This is a genomic window from Pseudomonas sp. BF-RE-25, assembly GCF_019956105.1.
Taxonomy (GTDB): Bacteria; Pseudomonadota; Gammaproteobacteria; order Pseudomonadales; family Pseudomonadaceae; genus Aquipseudomonas; species Aquipseudomonas migulae.
Map to the genome: position 1 here is coordinate 1 of NZ_JAHBDB010000074.1, position 18,881 is coordinate 18,881.

The 18,881-nt window shown below is 63.3% G+C and carries 13 protein-coding genes; 8 read left to right on the forward strand and 5 right to left on the reverse strand.

Annotated elements, in window-relative coordinates:
• Nucleotides 1–180: 180 nt before the first annotated feature.
• The 3 genes from KGB24_RS26055 to KGB24_RS26065 form a co-directional block, all read right to left on the reverse strand.
• On the reverse strand, nt 181–2,049 hold the full coding sequence (locus KGB24_RS26055) for an ABC transporter ATP-binding protein (RefSeq protein ID WP_223413537.1): 1,869 nt from the start codon (nt 2,047–2,049) through the stop codon (nt 181–183).
• The gene (locus KGB24_RS26060; protein WP_223413538.1) at nt 2,042–3,823 is read right to left on the reverse strand and encodes an ABC transporter ATP-binding protein; all 1,782 of its coding nucleotides are present in this window, start codon (nt 3,821–3,823) and stop codon (nt 2,042–2,044) included. The genes KGB24_RS26055 and KGB24_RS26060 overlap by 8 nt, the downstream gene beginning before the upstream one ends.
• A 393-nt stretch (nt 3,824–4,216) precedes the next feature.
• Complete coding sequence (locus KGB24_RS26065; protein ID WP_223413539.1) at nt 4,217–5,485, reverse strand: acyl-CoA dehydrogenase family protein; 1,269 nt, start codon at nt 5,483–5,485, stop codon at nt 4,217–4,219.
• Nucleotides 5,486–5,916: 431 nt separating this feature from the next.
• Between KGB24_RS26065 and KGB24_RS26070 the strand changes: the two genes are divergently transcribed.
• The 8 genes from KGB24_RS26070 to KGB24_RS26105 all read left to right on the forward strand — a co-directional run bounded on the left by KGB24_RS26070 (nt 5,917) and on the right by KGB24_RS26105 (nt 14,923).
• Nucleotides 5,917–6,972 carry an ABC transporter substrate-binding protein gene (locus KGB24_RS26070; protein WP_223413540.1) on the forward strand — a complete coding sequence of 352 codons (1,056 nt, stop codon included), beginning with the start codon at nt 5,917–5,919 and terminating at the stop codon, nt 6,970–6,972.
• A 15-nt stretch (nt 6,973–6,987) separates the two neighbouring features.
• Nucleotides 6,988–7,719, forward strand: coding sequence for a class II aldolase/adducin family protein (locus KGB24_RS26075; protein ID WP_223413542.1), 732 nt, complete (start codon nt 6,988–6,990; stop codon nt 7,717–7,719).
• A 159-nt stretch (nt 7,720–7,878) separates the two neighbouring features.
• On the forward strand, nt 7,879–9,078 hold the full coding sequence (locus tag KGB24_RS26080; protein ID WP_223413543.1) for an LLM class flavin-dependent oxidoreductase: 1,200 nt from the start codon (nt 7,879–7,881) through the stop codon (nt 9,076–9,078).
• A 10-nt stretch (nt 9,079–9,088) separates the two neighbouring features.
• A complete protein-coding gene (locus tag KGB24_RS26085) occupies nt 9,089–10,657 on the forward strand; it encodes an ABC transporter substrate-binding protein (RefSeq protein WP_223413544.1) in 1,569 nt (522 codons plus the stop codon).
• A complete protein-coding gene (locus KGB24_RS26090; RefSeq protein ID WP_008029155.1) occupies nt 10,650–11,711 on the forward strand; it encodes an ABC transporter permease in 1,062 nt (353 codons plus the stop codon). The genes KGB24_RS26085 and KGB24_RS26090 overlap by 8 nt, the downstream gene beginning before the upstream one ends.
• A gap of 10 nt (nt 11,712–11,721) precedes the next feature.
• Complete coding sequence (locus KGB24_RS26095) at nt 11,722–12,567, forward strand: ABC transporter permease (RefSeq protein WP_192229264.1); 846 nt, start codon at nt 11,722–11,724, stop codon at nt 12,565–12,567.
• The gene (locus tag KGB24_RS26100) at nt 12,564–14,402 is read left to right on the forward strand and encodes a dipeptide ABC transporter ATP-binding protein (RefSeq protein ID WP_223413545.1); all 1,839 of its coding nucleotides are present in this window, start codon (nt 12,564–12,566) and stop codon (nt 14,400–14,402) included. Before KGB24_RS26095 ends, KGB24_RS26100 begins: the two co-directional genes overlap by 4 nt.
• Nucleotides 14,403–14,464: 62 nt before the next feature.
• Entirely contained in the window at nt 14,465–14,923 is a 459-nt protein-coding gene (locus KGB24_RS26105) for an REP-associated tyrosine transposase (RefSeq protein WP_223413546.1), read from the forward strand.
• A 148-nt stretch (nt 14,924–15,071) separates the two neighbouring features.
• Here the strand turns inward: KGB24_RS26105 and KGB24_RS26110 are convergent, their stop codons facing one another.
• Complete coding sequence (locus tag KGB24_RS26110; protein ID WP_223413547.1) at nt 15,072–16,157, reverse strand: LLM class flavin-dependent oxidoreductase; 1,086 nt, start codon at nt 16,155–16,157, stop codon at nt 15,072–15,074.
• Nucleotides 16,158–16,190: 33 nt separating this feature from the next.
• The gene (locus KGB24_RS26115; protein WP_223413548.1) at nt 16,191–18,773 is read right to left on the reverse strand and encodes a TonB-dependent receptor plug domain-containing protein; all 2,583 of its coding nucleotides are present in this window, start codon (nt 18,771–18,773) and stop codon (nt 16,191–16,193) included.
• Nucleotides 18,774–18,881 lie beyond the last annotated feature (108 nt).

The window sequence follows — 18,881 nt, forward strand, 5'->3', positions numbered from 1 at the left end:
GGGGGAGAAGCGGTGTTGGCGGTGGGAGGTGCTGCTGTAGCAGCAGTCTGTCAGCAATGGTTGTTCGGGGTGCAGCAGAGGGGTTTGTGGTGTTTTGCAGATTGCTATCGCCGGCAAGCCGGCTCCTACAGGTTATCGGTGACCTTGTAGGAGCCGGCTTGCCGGCGATGGCGGTCTTGATCACGCCGGCGCTGTGGCGACGATGTCATCGATCGATGCACCCGCTTCGGCGCTGCGCAGATAGGTCTGGTACAACGCCGCATAGGCGCCGCCCTGATCGATCAATTGGCTGTGCGGCCCTTGTTCGACCAGGCGGCCATGACGGATCACTGCAATGCGGTCGGCATCGCGAATGGTTGCCAGACGGTGGGCGATGATGATCGCGGTGCGGCCCTCGCACAGGCGGCGGAACGCGCGCTGAATGCGTCGCTCGGTGTGGATGTCGACCGCCGAAGTCGCTTCGTCCAGCACCAGCACCGCCGGGTCCGCGAGGTAGGCGCGCACCAGGCACACCAGTTGCCGCTGGCCATGGCTCAAGTGCCCGCCCAGCGGCCCGACTTCGGTCTGGTACTGATGCGGCAGGCGTTCCAGCACTTCGTCCGCTCCCAGCTGCCGAGCGGCGGCAATCAGCCGGGCATCGTCCGCCTGGGGCGCGGCGAGGCGCAGGTTGTCGAGGATGCTGCCGCTGAACAGCACGTTGTCCTGCAGAACCACGCCAACGTTGCGCCGCAGTTCATGCTGGGTGAGGTCGCGGATATCAACGCCATCGAGCTTCACCGCCCCCGACTGCACCTCGTAAAAACGCGTCAGCAACTGCACCAGCGTGCTTTTGCCATGGCCCGAGGGGCCGACGATCGCCAACACTTCGCCGGCCGGAATCTGCAGGTCGAGGTCATTGATCACCGGTGAAGAACTGCCGGCATCGTAGGCAAACCGCACCCGTTCAAAACTGACTTCGCCGCGGGCCTTGCCCAGGCGTTGCGGGGTGGTGCTGTCGCTGATCTCCGGGCGCGTGTCGAGCAGCAAAAAGATCCGCTGCGCCGAGGCCGAACCGGTGGCGTAACGCTCGAACAGGTCCGACAGTTCCTGCAATGGCCCGAGAAACAGGAACACATAAAACAGGCTTTCCGCGACCTGGCCCACGGTGACATCCGCCTGCGCCAGACCATAAGCGCCCACCAGCAACAACACCGCCATGCCGGCGGAGCTGAGCAACGCGGTGAACGGCGCAAACCAGCTGGATCGCAGGCTGCCGCGAATCAGCGCCTGATTGAAATCATCCAGCAAGCCGCGATAGCGCCGCAGGTTGGGCGCTTGCTGGGCGCATTGCTGCAACATGCGCGCACCGCTGACGCTCTCCACCAGATGCGCGGTGAAACGGCTGCGGTTTTCCGCGACTTTGGCCCAGTTGCGTTGGGAAATGCGCTTGAAACTCCAGGTCGCCAACACCAGCAACGGCACCGTGGCGGCGAGGCTGAGAAAGAATCGCGGGTCGATCCGCCACAACATCACCGAAGCCAGGCCACAGCGCAGCAGCGCGCCCAGCAGTTCGGGCGGGCCCTGAATCAGCAGCGGTTCGAGGGCGTCGACATCGCGGTCGGCGCGAGAAATGATCCGCCCGGCCTTGGTCCGGTCGAAGTAGCTGACACTCAAGCTCTGCACGTGGGCAAATACGCGCACCCGCAAGTCATTGAGCACGCGGATCGCCGCGCTGCCTGCGACAAACTGCGAGACACCGGCGAGCAGGAAACGCCCGAGCCAACTGGCCGCCAATCCGAGGCCGAGCCACAGCACCAAACGTTCGTCCAGTAACCAGTGATCGTTCTGTTGAATCAGCCCACGGTCGAGCAACTCACGGACAAACCACGGCCGCAGAAACACCGTGAACACCAGCAGCAGTTCAATGCCGATGACGCCGACAATGTGCCGGCGAATCGGTTTCAGCAGCGGCAGCAGCCGACTGAACATGCTGCGGTCGAGGGCCTTGCGGGCGAGCATTTCTTCGATTTCGATATCGCTCAAGGCCTTGCCGGCGATTGGGTTAGCCATGGTCGATCCCTAGCAGGTCGCGGTAGTCCGGATGGGTTTTGAGTAAGGCTTCGTGGGTGCCGTTGGCGGCGATTTTGCCGTCCTGCAGCATCAGCACGCGGTCCGCGAGGAGGATGGTCGAGAGCTTGCTGGAGATCACCAGCAACGTGGTGGCCCGGCCCTGATCGCGGCGCAACTGGCGAATGTTGTTCAGCACCTGGCGTTCACTGATCGCATCCAGTGCGCTGGTGGCGTCGTCCAGGCACAGAATGTCCGGCTCGCCAAGCAGTGCGCGGGCCAGGCTCAGACGCTGGCGCTGGCCCCCGGACAAGGTCACGCCGCGATCCCCCAGTGGCGTGGCCAGGCCGTGCGGCAGGCGTTCCAGCACGTCTTCGGCGGCGGCGAGGCGCAAACCGTGACGCAGTTGTTGATCGCTGGCGTCGGGTGCGGTCAGGCGCAGGTTGGCCGCCAGGGTGTCGGAAAACAGGAAGCTTTCTTGCGGCACCACGTGCACCCGGCGCCGCAATTCGTCGAGGTTCAACTGGCGAATGTCTTGCCAGCCGGCGTTGTCCGAACCGATCAGCAGACGCCCGGAACTGATGTCGCTGAGGCGTGGCAATAGGCTCGTCAACAGGCTCTTGCCGGTGCCGGTGGCGCCGACGAGCGCGACGATTTCGCCGGGCTGCACGGTCAGCGAGCAGTCATGAAGAATGTCCAGGCCACCACCCGGTGCGCTGACGTTGACGTGTTCCAGTTTCAGCCCCAGCGGCGTGTCGGGCAGGGTCACGTTGCCGCTGCGGATCGCTGCAGGCTCGTCCAGCAGTTGCCAGATCCGTTCGGCGCTGGAACGTGCGTCGGCGAAGGTCTGCATCACCCGGCCAATGCCTTCGATGCGAAACACCAGGGTGGTGGCGATCAGCAGCGAGGTCACCAGTTCACCGATACCCAATTGCGCGGTGGCCACCAGGTGCGCGCCGTACACCAGAATCCACACATGCCCCAGCGCGACGACCGCTTGAGGCAGCGGAATCCGCGAACTGGAATAGGCGAGGGCCTGGCGGGCGTGCTCGGCGAACACCGCCACCTGCCCGGCGAAACGCTGGATGCGGCTGTGTTCCAGACCAAACGATTTGATCACCCGCACGCCGCCGATGCCTTCGCTGAGGTCCTGATTGACCCGGTCGTAGGCCTCGCCGACGGCGCGGTCGAGGCTGACCAGACGCTCGGTCTGACGCACGAAAATCCACAGGCCAAACACCGTCAGCAGCAGCGGCACCAACCCCAGCAGCGGGTTGTACCAGCCCAGCAGGCCGACGGTGGCCAGCACCACCAACGGGGTCTCCACCACCTGGCGCCAGAAGCTGATCAGCGCATCGCGCACCTTGTCGGCATCGCGGGTGGTGCGGGTGATCATTTCGCCCATGCCGTGCTGCCAGTGATAACCCAGGTGCAGGGTTTGCACCTGCTGCAGGATGCGCTCGCGCAGGCGCGTCAGCAGTTCCTGGCTGAGCACCAGCGACAGCACGCTGGCGGCGTATTGCAAGACGCCACGGCCGAACGCCACGGCGAGCATCAGCCACAACCAGTACCAGCCGAGGCTGGCGTCGAGACTGCCATCGGCTTGCCGGACAACCGCGCGGCCGGCGCTGACGTCGTTGACGGCGTGGCCGATCAGCCATTGCTGCCAGACCAGCCCGAGGTTCACCGCGATGTACAACGCCGCCACCAGGGCGAAGCGCCAGGGCATCTCCCGGTAAATCGCCAGGCTGCGCAAGAGAGGATGTTTTTCGATCATGAAAAAGCTCTGTGTGGTGTGCGGACACGATCAGGTTGAACGCCAACCCTGTAGGAGCCGGCTTGCTGGCGATGGGGCCTTTGAATTTTGCATAGGGCTTTAGGGCGCCTTCGCGGGCAAGCCTCGCTCCTACAGGGTTTTGCATTTGTTCAGGTGGAACGCCGTCCCTGTAGGAGCCGGCTTGCCGGCGATGGGGCCTTTGGATGTTGCATCGATTTCGAGGACGCCATCGCTGGCAAGCCAGCTCCTACAGGGTTTTGCATTTGTTCAGGTGGAACGCCGAACCTGTAGGAGCCGGCTTGCTGGCGATGGGGCCTTTGGGTTTTGCATAGGGCTTTAGGGCGCCTTCGCGGGCAAGCCTCGCTCCTACAAGGGGAGTCGGTGTCTGGGGGATCACCGTCCGGGGCTGGTCGCTCCCTGTTTTTCCTTGGCGTTGAGAATCGCGGTGTATTCGCCGGGGTCGACGCCGTTGAGGTAGTAGTTGCCGACGTGGTGCAGGCGCCAGCGGATCGGGTCGTGGGTGGTGTGGACCCTTGCGTTGCGCCAGAAGCGGTCGAGGTTCCATTTGCTCAGTGAGGAACTGGCGCCGAGCAGGGAGAAAATGTCGCTGGAGATTTTCAGCGACGCCGCGTCGGAGTGGGCGCGGGCGGTCGCCACCGACAGAATCAGCTCGTCCTGCAGTTCCTTGTTGTCCGGGTCCAGTTCGTGCTGATCGAACACCCGCGCCGCGTCGCGCAGCAGCGATTGCGCGCCGCGCAGGGCCACGGCGTATTCGCCGATCTGCTTGATGATGTGCGGCTCCTGATTGGCATGATCGACGCCACTTTCCACCCAAGGCCGCGCATTGTGATTCAGGTAATCCACCGCAGCCGACAGCGCACCTTCGGCAATGCCGGTATCGATGGCCGCATGAAGGATCTGCGGGAAGGTCAACCCGGTGCGTTTCATCGGCCCTTTGCGCTGGGAGACGAAACCTTCATCGAGTTCGATGTTGTCGAAAATCACTGTGCCGCTGACCGAGTTTTTCTGGCCGAACGCTTCCCAGTCATCCACCAGCGTCAGGCCCGGTGTGTTGCGATTGAGCAGCACCCCGGCACCGCCGTCATCGCTGGCGGCGGTCAGGGAAATCCACTCGGCCAGGTAGGAACCGGTGGAGTAGAACTTGCTGCCATTGAGGATCAACTTGCCGTCGGCTCGGCGTTCGACGCGGGTCTTGAGGGCGAATTTGTTCTTGCCGCCGACTTCCGCCAGGGCATTGCCAAAACGCTTGCCGGCCAATACATCGCGAACCAGTCGGTCGCGAATCTCGTCGGAGTACCCGGTGAAAATCCCCCGCAGCATGACGTTGTGGATTTGCAGCAACTGACCGACGCCGCCGTCGGCCACCGAGATGAGGCGTACGGTTTCGACGATGGTTTCCACCGAGGCGCCGAGGCCGCCAAACGCCTTGGGCACGCCAATGGCGGTCAAGCCGCTCTCCGATAACAGCTGCGCCTGACGCCGTGGCAGTTGGCCGTTTTGATTGGCGTCGGCGGCGATCTCGGCAATCTCCCGGGCGATGTCCCTGGCCACTGCGATGGCTTGAGCCTCGCTGTCCAGCAGGCGGATCGGCGCCTGTTCTTGTATCAGTTGTCCGGCGGGGTTGTGTTCGACCTTGCTCATTGCTGTACCTCTGATCATTGATCTGATGATGGCCGTGAAACCTGCGCAACCCCTTTGTAGGAGCCGGCTTGCCGGCGATGGCGTCCTTGAAATTCATGCAAGGCTTGAGGGCCAATCGCCGGCAAGCCGGCTCCTACAAAGGGATCGGTGTTTCACGGGCGTTGAAGGGCCTTGAGCAAGTTCTGCGCCAAGGGCTGGAACGCCCGCCCGGCAAGGCGTTTGGCGGGGTGGTGTTGCTGGGGAAGCAATGCCGGGGAGGCGACTGCTCGGCCAGCAGCAGTCGCCGCGCAATGCTGCTGGCAGGCCAGCAATCAGTGTCGGTTGTTTGCTCGGTGCCAGGCGCAAAGCCCCGTAAACCGGGCGTTTCAGGTCTTGGCACGGGCGCTGCAATAGCTCCGGCAACAGACACTTGCCCAACCACGGAGCTGCCCATGACGCTTGCTGCCAAAAAATCCCGACCCGCTGCCCCGGCTGAACTGGAGCAGATCTGGTTCACCCGTTGCCCGGTGCCGACCGCTTCCGGCATCGCCTACAAACTCGGTTGGCTCAGCGAAGAATTCGCCGCTGACGGCCTGCCGGTGTCGACCTTGCAGGAGGCCCGGCAACTGGGGCATCACCACTACGATCACGAGTTGCCGGGCCTGTTTCGCGAAGGCGGCAACGTACCGGCCCTGGCGGCACGCGCCGCTGGTGCGCCGAGTCGCCTGATCGGCCTGACCTGGATCGAAGAGTGGCAAACCATCCTGGTTCGCCCGGACTCCGGCATTCGTCGTCCGCAAGACCTAAAGGGCAAGCGTCTGGCGCTGCCGGCCTGGGGTGAAACCCGCCCCGGCAGCATCGCTCGGGCCATGAGCCTGCACGGCTACAAAGGCGCGTTGAGCCTGGCGGGGCTGGGCTTCGATGACGTCGAACTGGTGGAAGTGGCGCTGCAAAACCAGGAGCAGGCGGCGAATCCTCAGGAAGGTTTACAGCGCCTCTGGTCGGGCCTCGATTACCTGGTGCGCGGTGAAGTTGACGCGGTGTACGTCAAAGGCGCGTCCGCCGCCGATGCAGCACGGCGTCTCGGGCTGGTGGTGGGCATTGACCTCGACCTGATCGCCGAGCCGCGCTATCGCATCAACAATGGCACGCCGCGCCCGATCACGGTTCACCAGAGCCTGCTGGACAACCATTTCGACCTGGTCGTGCGCTTTCTCGCGCAAACCCTCAGCGCCGCCGATTGGGCAGCGAATAATCGCGAGGCGTTGAACGCGATTCTCGAAGAAGAAACCCGCGCCGGCAGTGCCGGTGTCGCCGAAGCCTATCGCGGTGAATTCCACACCACGCTGGCGCCGGACCTGTCGGCACAGCGTCTGGAATTTCTCGATACCCAAAAAGACTTCCTTTACCTGCACGGCTTCCTGGAACGCGATTTTTCCATCGCCGACTGGGTCGATCCGCGCCCGTTGCAAGCCGCCCATGAACTGTTGGCCAAGCGCCGCGCCTGACTCTGGAGAATTGCCATGACCGTTCTCATCAACGAACAACTGATCAGCGAAGAACTGAAGAACTTCATCGACAAGGTACTGATCGAGGCTGAAGAAGCCTTCACCGTGTTCCGTGAAACCAACACCATCACCGCCAACGGCACCGTTGGTTTCATCGAGCGCGTACCGGGCCAGGAGCTGCTGGTGTCGGTGAACTACGGCGGCCCGTGGAATTACCGCAAGCCGCTGCAAGCCACGGTCACCGACTTCGAAGGCAAGGTGATCTTCGGCAAAGGCAAGGGCGGGTTGGGGCGTTACACCAAACTGTTCCAGCAACATGCCGATGTGACCACCGTGTCCCATGTGCACTCGCCGTACCTCGGCGCCTGGGCGCAAACCCACCGCACGCTGCCGTTCCACTACGTGCCGGTGCAGCGTTATCAGCTCGCCCGGGAGTTGCCGGTGTACATCGACCGCCGTCAGCCGGAAGTCGATTTCATCCTCGACAAGATTGCCGAGAACCCCTTCAACCTGGCGATTCTCGAAGCCAACGGCGGCTCCACCGTGTGGGGCAAACAGGGCCTGCGCGCCACCGCCGAATTCATCCTGTTGCTGGAGGAGGGCGCGCAACTGCAACTGCTCGCCGACGCCCTCGGCGGCTCCCGCGCCTATGGCCCTGGCGTGCTGACCCAACAATGGAAAATGAGCGGCCTGTACGACAAAGCCACCGAGCTGGGCCTGGTGCCGGCCATCGACCGGCGCAGCTAACAATCTCCAGGCCACCACCATCCCCTGTAGGAGCCGGCTTGCTGGCGATAGGGCCTCGAGCCTTGCGCCGATTTCACTGACGCCATCGCCAGCAAGCCGGCTCCTACAGGGATCGGGTTCGCCCGAAGGGTCGCTACATACATTTCAAGGAACACACCCATGGCTGTAAAAATTCTCTGGTACCTCACCACCCCCGACGGGCCTTATCCCTGGGAACCCGAAGGCCGCTGGACAACCGATTTCGAACATCTGAAACAACTCGCCGTGGCCAGCGACCGTCTCGGTTACTACGGTTCGCTGCTGGGTTCCAGCCCCAACGAAAGCCTCGCTGTCTCGGCCGCGTTGATCGACGCCACGAAACGCCTGCGTTTCCTGGTCGCGCAACACCCCGGCGAACTGTCGCCAGCCGTGTTGGCCAAGTGGGCACTGACCTTCGATCAGTTCTCCAACGGCCGCCTGCTGTTCAACGTGGTCAACGGCAATGACGCCGGCCTGGCCACCCTCGGCGTGCATTACCCCCACGACGAACGTTATGACTTCAGCCTCGAATACTGGCGTGCATTCCAGAGCTTCTACGCCGGGGACACCTCGGGGTTCGACGGCCAGTACGTCAAACTCGCCCCCCGTTCACCGACTGCCGCGAGTCATCCGTTGGGTGGCTGGCATCCGCCGAAGCAAAAGCCTGGCATTCCACTGTGGGGCGCGGGCACGTCGGGGCCGGGTGTCGCGCATTCGGTGCAACTGCTCGACGTGTACCTGAGCTTCGCCAACACCCCGCCGAAACTCGGTGAGAAATTCCGCAAGGTCGCAGCAGAAGCCGCGAAAATCGGCCGTGAGCTGACCTTCGGCACGCGCCTGCAAATCATCGTTCGCGAAACCGAGGAAGAGGCTTGGGCCCACGCCGAGAAACTCTTGCAACGTACCTCGCTGCAAACCGCGCGCACGGCCATCGAACGTCAATTGCCGCCCGGTGAAACCCTGGAGACCTTCCACAGCGACGATCCGCAGATCCAGCGCAACGTCGAGGCCATTCGCGCCGGCCGTTTGCCCAAGGCCCGGGATCTGGAGATCTACCCGAACGTCTGGCTCGGCCCGAGCCTGTTTGGCTTCAACATCCTCGGCCCGGCGGCCGGCACTTACCTGGTGGGCAGCGCCGAGCAGGTCGCCGAGCGAATTCGCGAATACGAAGCGCAGGGCACATCGGCATTCATTCTGTCCGGTTTCCCGCTGATCGATGAAGCGCACCGGGTGGCGGATCTGCTGTTCCCTTTACTCGATCTGGATCACGGTTTCGACGTGCCGAAACTGGGTGTCAGCACACCGGCACCACGGCGTGTAGCAGCGACCGAGCGAGTCTGAGGAGACAGCGATGAACGAATTTTCCCGTCGCCGGTTTCTCGGCAATGGCCTGGCGGTCAGTGGCGGCCTGTTGCTTGGCAGCAGCCTGCTCAGCGGATGCGACAGCGGGGCACAGGTCAGCGGCGCGGCGGCGTTGTCCAGCACCCCGGTGCGCGGCGGTCGCTTGCGGGTCGGCATCATCGATGGCGACCAGTCGGGCAATCTCGACGCGCACAAACCGGTGGGCGGCGGGATCATTCGCGGCTGGGCGCTGTACAGCAAGTTCTGGGAATGGAACACCGACGTCAGCACGCGCCTGGCCCTGGCCGAGTTTGCCGAACCCAACGCCGACGCCAGTGCGTGGACCATTCGCATCAAACCGGGCCTGGAGTTCCATCACGGCAAGAGCATCGGCGCCGATGACATGCTGTTCTCGATCCTGCGCCTGACCGACCCGAAACTGGCGTCGCCGTTTGCCGGTCTGGTGGGCGCGATCGACCGCAACGCGTTGCGCAAACTGGATGCGCGCACCATCGAAATCCGCTTCAAGGAAGGCCAGAGCTTTTACCCGCTGGATGAAACCCTGATCAGTTTCGGCGGCATCGTCCCCACCGATTACGACCCCGTCAGCAACCCGGTCGGCGCCGGCCCTTACAAGCTCAAGAGTTTCATTCCCGGCCAGCGCTCGCTTTATCAGCGCTTCGAGAATTACTACAAAGCCGGCCAACCCTATGCCGATGAACTGGAGATCATCGAGTTCAAGGACCAGGTGTCCCGCGCCGCCGCCCTGCGCGCCGGGCAGATTGACGTGGCCAGCGGCGTGCAGGCCGAACACAGCGCACTGCTCAAGGCCGACTCGCGGCTGAGGTTGTACGCCTCGCCGAGCACCTCGTTCACCGGGTTCAATCTGAATCTGGCGAAGCAACCGTTTCAGGATCAGCGGGTGCGCCAGGCGTTCCGCTTGTTGGCCGACCGTCGCGAGTTGGTGGACCGCGGCCTCAACGGTTTCGGGCGCATCGCCAACGACCTGTATTCGCCCCACGACCCCACCTACAACCACAGCATTGTCCAACGTCCCTACGACCTGGAACAGGCGCGTTCGCTGTTGCGCCAGGCCGGGCAGACCGACTTGCGGGTGGAGCTGACCACCACGCCGGGGCCGGGCGTCAACGCGGCGCTGGTGTTTGCGCAACAGGCGAAAAAGGCCGGGGTCGAGATCAAGGTCACTCAGGTCGATGGCTCGGTGTTCAACGGTCCGCAACGGGAAAACTGGCTGCTGTCGCCGGGCTCCACACCGGCCCGGGGCTTTCTCGCGTCGGCGCTGCACAACGATGCGCCACAGGCCATCTACAACCGCAGCAACTTCCACGATGAACGCTTCAGCGCGCTGTACCGCCAGGCGCTGGCGCAACCCGACCTTGAGCAACGCAAAGTGCTGGTGCACGAAGCGCAAGGCATTCAACACGAACGCGGTGGCTTGTTGATCTGGGGCTTCAACGATGTGCTGGATGCAGCATCGGTGCGGGTCGGCGGTTTGCAGCCTGAACAGACCACGTTTGCCTCTTGGCGTTTTGATGAATTGTGGGTGAACCATGCCTGAGCCTTCTTGCAAAGAACCCCGCACGCCAGCCTGGCTGTCGTGGTTTATCGGGCGCCTGGCTTACGGATTGCTGACGGCGTGGGTCATCAGCCTGGTGGTGTTCATCGCCACGCAGGCGCTGCCCTCGGACCCGGCCCGAGTGATTCTCGGCCCCGACGCGCCGCTGGAAAGCATCCTCACCTTGCAACGCCAGTTGGGTCTGGACCGGCCGATTCTCGAACAGTACCTGCGCTGGCTCGGGCATGCCCTGAGCGGCGAACTTGGTGTGTCGCTCGACTCCAACGCGCCGGTCGGCAGCATTCTGTTCGGCCGTTTCGGCTACACCCTGGCGCTGCTCGCCGGGGTCATTGCGGTGGTGGTGCCGGCGGCGTTGTTGCTCGGCGTTTCCCTGGCGTTGCGCCGTGACAGTCGGCTGGATCGTTGGAGCCTTTCGCTGCTGATCTTCCTTAAAGCCACGCCGGGGTTTCTGTTGGCCATCGGTCTGGTGCTGCTGTTCTCCATGCCGCACATGGACCTGCTGCCAGCGGTGTCGATCCTCGATCCGGACAAGTCGCTGCTGCGTCAATTGCAGTTTCTGGTGTTGCCGGTGCTGGCCCTGAGCCTGTCGGCATTGCCGTACCTGACGCGCATGGTGCGGGCATCGATGATCGAGGCGCTGGAGTCCGATTACGTGATCGCTGCGCGCCTGCGCGGCATTCCCGAGTGGCGCATCGTCTGGCGCCACACGCTGCCCAACGCACTGATCCCGGCGATTCAAGGCGTGGCGTTGACGCTGAGAACGCTGATCGGCGGCGCGCTGTTGGCCGAGGTGATTTTCAGTTACCCCGGCATCGGCACCTCGTTGAATTCGGCGATCCAGATGCGCGACTTGCCGATGGTCCAGGCCATCGTGCTGGTGATCACCCTCGGCGTGGTGTTGATCAACCTGCTCGCCGATCTGCTGACCGTGCTGCTTACGCCGAAACTGCGCACCGCCCGCCGCGTGACCATGATTCAGCGTAACCGCCGGGGCATTCAGCCGTGGTGGCGACGTTCCCCATCCAAGGCGCCTTGAGAGGTAGAACATGACTGACTCCCGACGTTCGCGCTGGCAGGTATGGCTGGCAGAACCACAAACCCGCAAGGGCGCGCTGATCACTGCGCTGGTGGTGACACTGGCCTTGTCTGGCCCGTGGCTGGCGCCGCACAGCCCAACGGAAATGCTTGGTTCAGTGTACGGCGCCCCGGTTGGCGCGGCGTTGCTGGGCTATGACTTTCTCGGGCACGACGTGGTGTCACGCTTGCTCAGTGGCGGCCTCTCGGTGTTGTGGATGTCGGTGGCGGCGGCCTCGATTGCGCTGTTGACCGGTAGCACCCTGGGGTTGCTGGCGGGTTTTTCCCGGCGCCGGCTCGACCAGTTGATTACCTGGCTGGCGGACGTGTCGCTGGCCTTTCCCGACCTGATTCTGGTGTTGTTGATCGTCTCCATGCTCGGCCGCGCGCCATGGCTGATTGTGCTGACCGTGGCCATCGCCTTCACGCCCGGAGTGATTCGCCTGGCCCGTGGCAGTGCGGTGGCGGTGGCGGGGCAGGAGTTCGTCGAGGCCGCGCAGATGATGGGCTACTCGCGGCGGCGGATTCTGTTCAGGGAGATTCTGCCGAACATCCTCACGCCGCTGCTGGTGCATTTCGGCAACATGCTGACCTGGGGCGTTGGCATGCTCTCGGGCCTGAGTTTTCTCGGCTACGGCGTGGCGCCGCCGACCGCCGATTGGGGGCTGATGATCAATGAAAACCAGGCCGGTTTGCTGGTGCAGCCGTGGGCGGTGCTGGCCCCGGCGATCCTGATCGGCATTTTCGCCTATGGCACCAATATCCTCGCTGAAGGCATCGGCCGCAGCAGTTCACGGATCGGAGAAAAACAGCCATGAATGCGATTGCCGGGATCGAGTCCCGCCCGTCGGTGACCACTGCCGGGGTGTTGCAGGTGCGGGATTTGCGGGTCGAGTTGGCGGGACAGATTGACGTGCTGTCCGGGGTTTCGTTCAGCCTTGAGGCAGGCGAGATTCTGGGGTTGGTCGGCGAATCCGGCTCCGGCAAGACGACCCTGGCCACCGCGTTGCTCGCCCATGCCCGGCGCGGGGCGCGGATTGTCGGCGGGCAGGTCGAGGTGTCCGGTCATTCGCTGCTGACCCTGGAGGGCGAAGCGTTGCGCCGGGCCCGTGGCAGCCTGATCGGCTACGTCGCGCAGGACCCGGCGATGGCGCTGAACCCGGCGCTGCGCATCGGCAGTCTGCTGCGCGAAACCCTCGGTGCGCATCAGATTGAACTGGATCGTGCGGCGCAACAGCAGCGCATCGTCGATACCTTGCGTGATGTCGGTCTGCCGGACGACGCGGCGTTTTTGCGGCGCTTCCCCCATCAGCTCTCCGGTGGGCAGCAGCAACGGGTGATGCTGGCGCTGGCGTTTGTCCTGCGTCCGCAGTTGATCGTCCTCGATGAACCGACCACGGCGCTGGACGTCACCACTCAGGCGCACATCCTCGCGACCTTGCGCCGCTTGTGCAAAAGCCTCGGCGTGGCGGCGGTGTATGTGTCCCACGACCTTGCGGTGATCAAGGACCTAGTCGACCGGGTGATGGTGATGTATGCCGGGCGCATCGTTGAAGTCGCTGACCGTGAGGCGTTGTTCACGCGGCCGGCTCATCCGTACACCCGAGGCCTGTTGGCGGCGATTCCCGATGTGGCGCAGCGTCGCGATTTGCAGGCAATCCCGGGGTATGCCCCGGCACCGGGGCAGCGACCGCACGGCTGTGCTTTCGCGCCTCGGTGTTCGCGTCGCGCCGCCGAGTGTTCGCAGGCTGAGCCGGCCTTGCACGACCTGTCTTCAGCGCAGCGAGTGGCGTGTCTCGATCCGCATCTTCAGGCCTTGCAGCTAGTTGCCCAGGCGCCGGTGTCGGCTGTCGATGTGCCGGTGGAGCGGGCGCCGCTGCTGGAGATCAAAGACTTGAACGTGGCCTACGATCGACAGGTGTTGTTCGACGTTTCTCTGCGGGTGGCCGCCGGGGAATGCCTGGCGCTGGTGGGCGAATCCGGTTCCGGCAAGACCAGCCTGGCCCGGGCCATCGCCGGGCTCGGGGGAAACGCCGAGGGCGACTTGCATTACGCGGGTGTGCCGCTGAGCTTGTCGGCCCGCCGACGTGACGGGCGGCAACGGCATCAGATTCAGTACATTTTTCAGAACCCGTACCGGGCGCTGAACCCGCGACAAACCGTTTACCAGACCCTGAGTGCGCCGCTGGAACACTTCTTCGGCATCAAGGGCAACGTTGCGCGCCAGCGCGTGGATGCGGTGCTCAAGCGGGTGTCGCTGCCGGCGTCGGTGGCCGATCTGTATCCGCACAGCCTGTCCGGCGGCGAGCGCCAGCGCGTGGCCATTGCCCGGGCGCTGGTGTGTGAGCCGAAACTGCTGATCTGCGATGAAATTACCTCGGCGCTGGACGTGTCGGTGCAGGCTTCGATCCTGGCGCTGTTGCGGCAATTGCAAATCGAAGGATTGACCCTGCTGTTCGTCACCCACGACCTCGGCGTGGTTCGCGCGATTGCCGACCGGGTGTTGGTGTTGAAGCTGGGAAGAGTGGTGGAGCAGGGGGCGGTGGATGATGTGCTGGATCAGCCGCAGGCGGCGTATACGCGTACGTTGCTGGAGAATTCGCCGACGTTGGGCGATGGCGATCGTCCAGACACATCCGGAACCGAATTCTGACAACGGCCTCCCTCCTGCGCACTAGCCTTGTGTTTCTCCCAAAAACACAGGAGGGCAATGGAATGCTCGATCTTCCCCACGCTAACCACTTGCGCGCCGGGCGCTATTCCGAATCCGGTCAAATCTACCTGCTCACTGCCGTCACCCATAACCGTGATTCCGTCTTCGCCAACTGGCGGGTGGGACGTCTGATCGTGGACCAATTCCGCCAGTCCCAGACAGAAGAATGGGCTGACTCCCTGGCCTGGGTGGTGATGCCGGATCACTTCCATTGGCTGGTCGAATTGAAGAACAGCACATTGCCGGCGTTGATGCTGGCGACCAAATCGCGCAGTGCCAGGGCGGTGAATGCACGTCTGCAACGCAGGGGGGCGCTTTGGCAAAGAGGCTTTCACGATCGGGCGATTCGGCGGGAGGAGGATTTGTTGGCGGTGGCCCGGTACATCGTTGCCAATCCATTGCGCGCGGGATTGGTGAGGCGCGTACACGATTATCCTTTGTGGGATGCCAAGTGGCTGTAGCCGGGATAGTCGGTGGTGGCTGTCAGGCCGCCATCGCCAGCAAGCCGGCTCCTACAGAGTCCGTGTATGTACGCAGAGTTGTGGCGCGACACAAATCTGTAGGAGCCGGCTTGCTGCGGGCGGCGTTCCGAAGATTCGATGGTGAACGTTACGCCACCCGCGCCTTGCGCCGCCGTGCTTCCTCGCGCACCGCCGGGATGATCCAGCGGCCGTAATCGACGGTGTCGTACAGCGGGTCATAACCACGATTGAGGAAGGTGGTCACGCCCAGGTCGATGTAATCGAGCAACGCCTGGGCCACGGTTTCCGGGGTGCCGACCAGGGCGGTGGTGTCGCCGTAGGCGCCGACGGCGGTGGCGGTGGGCATCCACAGGGCGCGGTCGTGGCGATCACTTTGTGCCGCAGCGGCGAGCAAGCGTTCGGAGCCGGTGCCCTTGATGCGTTTTTGCCAGGGGCTGCCGGCGGCGAACTGTGGATTGGCTTTGATCTGCTCAAGAATCTGCTCCGCCCGCTGCCACGCCAATTCTTCAGTCGCCCCCAGAATCAAGCGCACGGACAGGCTCACCCGTGGCGCCTCCACGCCCGCCGCACTCGCCGCCGCGCGCAGTTTACCGATCTGTTCGGCGACGCCGCTCAGCGGTTCGCCCCACAGCGCATACAGGTCCGCGTGTTTCACCGCGATCTGATAGGCAATGTCTGACGACCCGCCAAAGGAAATCGGAATGTGCGGCTGCTGCAATGGCTTGACCGGCGAGAAGGCGCCCTTGATGTTGAAATACTGCCCCTCGAAGTCGAACGGTTCTTCAGCCGTCCAGGTGCGCCGGACGATCTCCAGGTATTCGTCAGTGCGCTTGTAGCGTTCGGTCTTGTCCAGCAGGAAGTCGCCTTCCTGGGGTTCGGCGGTGATGCCGGTAATCGCATGCAGGCGAATCCGCCCGCCGCCGGTGGTGTGATCGAGCGTCGCGAAGGCTCGGGCAGCGGCGGTGGGGGCGTTCAATGCCGGACGATGGGCGATCATGAAACCCAGGCGCTCGGTGTGCGCCGCCGCGTAGGCCGCAATCTGCAAGCTGTCCGCGCTGCCCGGGCCGCTGGCGATCAGCACCCGGTCGAAGCCTGCGTGTTCATGGGCGCGGGCGTGGTGGCGGATAAAGTCCAGATCGAAATCCGCACTGCGAATGCCACGGGTCTCGGACCACTGGCGGGGGAAAATCATGCCGACAAATTCAATGGACATGGAACACTCCTGATAGCGATAGGTGCCGCTGCGTTAAAACTGGTAATCCACCTGGGCCAGCAACGTACGGCCAGGCATGGGTTGCAAAAAGGTGTTGGTCGAGCCGGCCAGGCCGCTGACGAAGTTCAGTTCGTTGGTCAGGTTGAGCACCCGCAACGTGGTGCTCCATTGCGGCTGGCGGTAATACACCGCGAGGTCGAGGTTGTACTCGTCGGGGATTTTCACGGTCTTGCTCAGGTTCAAATACCAGCTGCTGGTCCACCAGCCGGACAGCTCGGCGCCGAAGCCCGAGTCGAAGCGATAGTCGACATAACCGCTGGCGGTGTACTCGGGAATCTGCACTGCGTCGAAGCGCCCGGACGGCCGCTGATTAAGGCTGTTGTTATCGCCGAACACCGTGCCGTTGTCGGGCACAAACCCGGCCGAGGCGAAACCGGCCTGGGAGGCAAACTCGTTGTAGGCGCTGAGTTTCGACAGGTTGAGGCCGCTGCGCAGGTGATTGTCCGGCTGGTAGCGAAGGGTCGATTCCACGCCCTTGATCACCAGTCGGGCAATGTTGTTATTGCTGTCGGGCGATTGATCCCGCGCCTGCTTGAACGCGGCCAGGGTCATGAACAGTTCGTTGGGCACCGCTTCGACTTTCAGCCCAACTTCGTGCAACACGCTGAGGCTCTGGAAGGCCAGCGGGTTGAGCTGATTGGCACCGGCGCCGCTGCCCCAGCCGAGGCCGTTGGAGAAGAACCCGGTATTGACCGCCAATGAGCGATCGAAGGTGTAATACAGCGTGCTGTTTTCGGTCGGTTTGACGTACGGGCTGACCTGAAACGCGAACAGTCGATAATTGTCGCTGTCCTTGCGCGGATTGCCGCCGGCCAGCACGAACGGGTTCTCGATTTCAGCGTCGATCCAGCTGCGGCTGGCGCCAATGTTCAGACCGACGCTGTCACCGAATCGCAGGTTGTGCTGGCTGAACAGGGTCTTGGTGGTCCAGGTGCTTTCGGCGGTGTAGGGCGCCACCGACTCGGCGTATAAACCGTGGCCCGCCGGGTACATCGCCGGCAGATTCAGCCAGCCGTAGTAGTTGGAGAATTGCGCCACGCCGGGCTGGCCGATCCACGCGCCATTGCCGCCGGCGGGGTTGGAGCCGGTCAGGCCCAGCAAGGTGCCGGGATTCTTGCCCGACGGGTCCTGGGTCAAGTCATAGGCGTTGATGGTCGAGCCGAAATTGTTGTTGGCGGCGATCGACTGGTTGAACTCGCGGCGGTAGATCACCCCGGTGTTGCTGTCATCGCGCAGGGTCAATTCGCCGAGTTGCACCTCGTTGCGCGAGCGGAATTCGAAGCGGTTATCGAACAGATTGTCCTTGGACTGCACCTGGAAAGAACCGACCGCATCGGTCATGTCTTTGGAGCGCTGGTAGAAGGTGCTGTTAGCCAGGGTGATGGTCGGTGTCAGATCGGCTTCGACCCGAAGCTGTGTGGTGAAACGTCGCGAGCTGTTTTCATCTTCATCACGCTGGCCGGTTTGTGACGACAGGCTGGTCAGGCCATTGCCCGTCAACGTCGGGTCATACACCCAGCCGCGCAAACTGCCGGGACTGTTTTGGGTGTTCGGCGAGGCCGTCTGGAAGCTGCCGTTGACCACGCTGTATTGACCCTGTGCGTTGCGCTGGCGTTTGACCCAGCCGAGGGTCGGCGCATCGGCCGCGCCGGACGCCAGCACCGGCGACCACAAGGTGTTGCCGTTCTGGATGATCGGCGTGGCGCGCCCGGCGTAGTACTTGCCGCTGTCCACCAGTTCCTGGTTGGCGCGGTTCCAGCCGTGGGTGATGTTGTAGTCGTAGTAATTGTCGTAGCTGGCGTTCCAGTCGACCCGCACCGTGTCGTTGCGCCAGGCGAGGGCGCCGTAGAACGCGTCGAAGTTGTTGTCGACGTTGTCGTAGAAGTCTTCCTGCCGTTGCTTGGTTATGCTCAGGCGATAGGCGAGGTTGTCAGTCAGCGGCCCGGTGTTGTCGATGCTGAATTTACTGGAATCGCGGGATTCACCGTCCGGTACCCAGGCGCCCAGTTCGCCGCTGAGTTTGGTTTTGAATTCGTTGAAATTGGGCTTTTTGCTCAGGTAATTGACGTAGCCGCCGCTGCCCGACACTGATCCGTAGGTCACTGAAGACGGGCCGGCGACGATGTCGGCACCTTCGTAGGCGTTAAAGTTGGCCGGGTGGCGCACGCCGTATGCGCGTTGCCCGTCCTGGAACACTTCGGAACCCTGGGCGCGGAACTGCGGGGCGAGGCCGGCGTTCTGGCCGCCGCCGCGAGTAATGCCGGGGGCGTATTTCACCAGGTCATCGGCGCTGCGGATCGAGTCGTTGGCCAGTTGCTCGGCGTTGATCTGGGTGATGGATCGCGGCGTGTCGAGCACCTTGGTTTCGATGCCGCCATAAACCGACGTGGGTGGCCGGGTGGGCAGCGCGTCATCGTCGGACTCGCTGGCACTGGCCTGGACGGTGACGGTTTGCAGTTGGGTGTCGGCGGCGAAGGTCGGTGTCGAAAGGGTCGACATCACCGCCATGGCCAGGGCGGAGCGTTTTACGGGCAAACGAAAGGCGATAGAGGGCATGGCAAATGAGCCTCGAGATAAAAATTCATGGAAATTTGTAGGCGCTTCCTGATACCCCCGACCTTGTAGGAGCCGGCTTGCTGGCGATGGCGTCATAACGGCCACCAC

What these genes read in the sequence shown, in the direction of transcription:
- KGB24_RS26055 (WP_223413537.1), bottom strand. Translation starts at nt 2,049, where the DNA reads ATGGCTAACCCAATCGCCGGCAAGGCCTTGAGCGATATCGAAATCGAA.
- KGB24_RS26060 (WP_223413538.1), bottom strand. Translation starts at nt 3,823, where the DNA reads ATGATCGAAAAACATCCTCTCTTGCGCAGCCTGGCGATTTACCGGGAG.
- KGB24_RS26065 (WP_223413539.1), bottom strand. Translation starts at nt 5,485, where the DNA reads ATGAGCAAGGTCGAACACAACCCCGCCGGACAACTGATACAAGAACAG.
- KGB24_RS26070 (WP_223413540.1), top strand. Translation starts at nt 5,917, where the DNA reads ATGACGCTTGCTGCCAAAAAATCCCGACCCGCTGCCCCGGCTGAACTG.
- KGB24_RS26075 (WP_223413542.1), top strand. Translation starts at nt 6,988, where the DNA reads ATGACCGTTCTCATCAACGAACAACTGATCAGCGAAGAACTGAAGAAC.
- KGB24_RS26080 (WP_223413543.1), top strand. Translation starts at nt 7,879, where the DNA reads ATGGCTGTAAAAATTCTCTGGTACCTCACCACCCCCGACGGGCCTTAT.
- KGB24_RS26085 (WP_223413544.1), top strand. Translation starts at nt 9,089, where the DNA reads ATGAACGAATTTTCCCGTCGCCGGTTTCTCGGCAATGGCCTGGCGGTC.
- KGB24_RS26090 (WP_008029155.1), top strand. Translation starts at nt 10,650, where the DNA reads ATGCCTGAGCCTTCTTGCAAAGAACCCCGCACGCCAGCCTGGCTGTCG.
- KGB24_RS26095 (WP_192229264.1), top strand. Translation starts at nt 11,722, where the DNA reads ATGACTGACTCCCGACGTTCGCGCTGGCAGGTATGGCTGGCAGAACCA.
- KGB24_RS26100 (WP_223413545.1), top strand. Translation starts at nt 12,564, where the DNA reads ATGAATGCGATTGCCGGGATCGAGTCCCGCCCGTCGGTGACCACTGCC.
- KGB24_RS26105 (WP_223413546.1), top strand. Translation starts at nt 14,465, where the DNA reads ATGCTCGATCTTCCCCACGCTAACCACTTGCGCGCCGGGCGCTATTCC.
- KGB24_RS26110 (WP_223413547.1), bottom strand. Translation starts at nt 16,157, where the DNA reads ATGTCCATTGAATTTGTCGGCATGATTTTCCCCCGCCAGTGGTCCGAG.
- KGB24_RS26115 (WP_223413548.1), bottom strand. Translation starts at nt 18,773, where the DNA reads ATGCCCTCTATCGCCTTTCGTTTGCCCGTAAAACGCTCCGCCCTGGCC.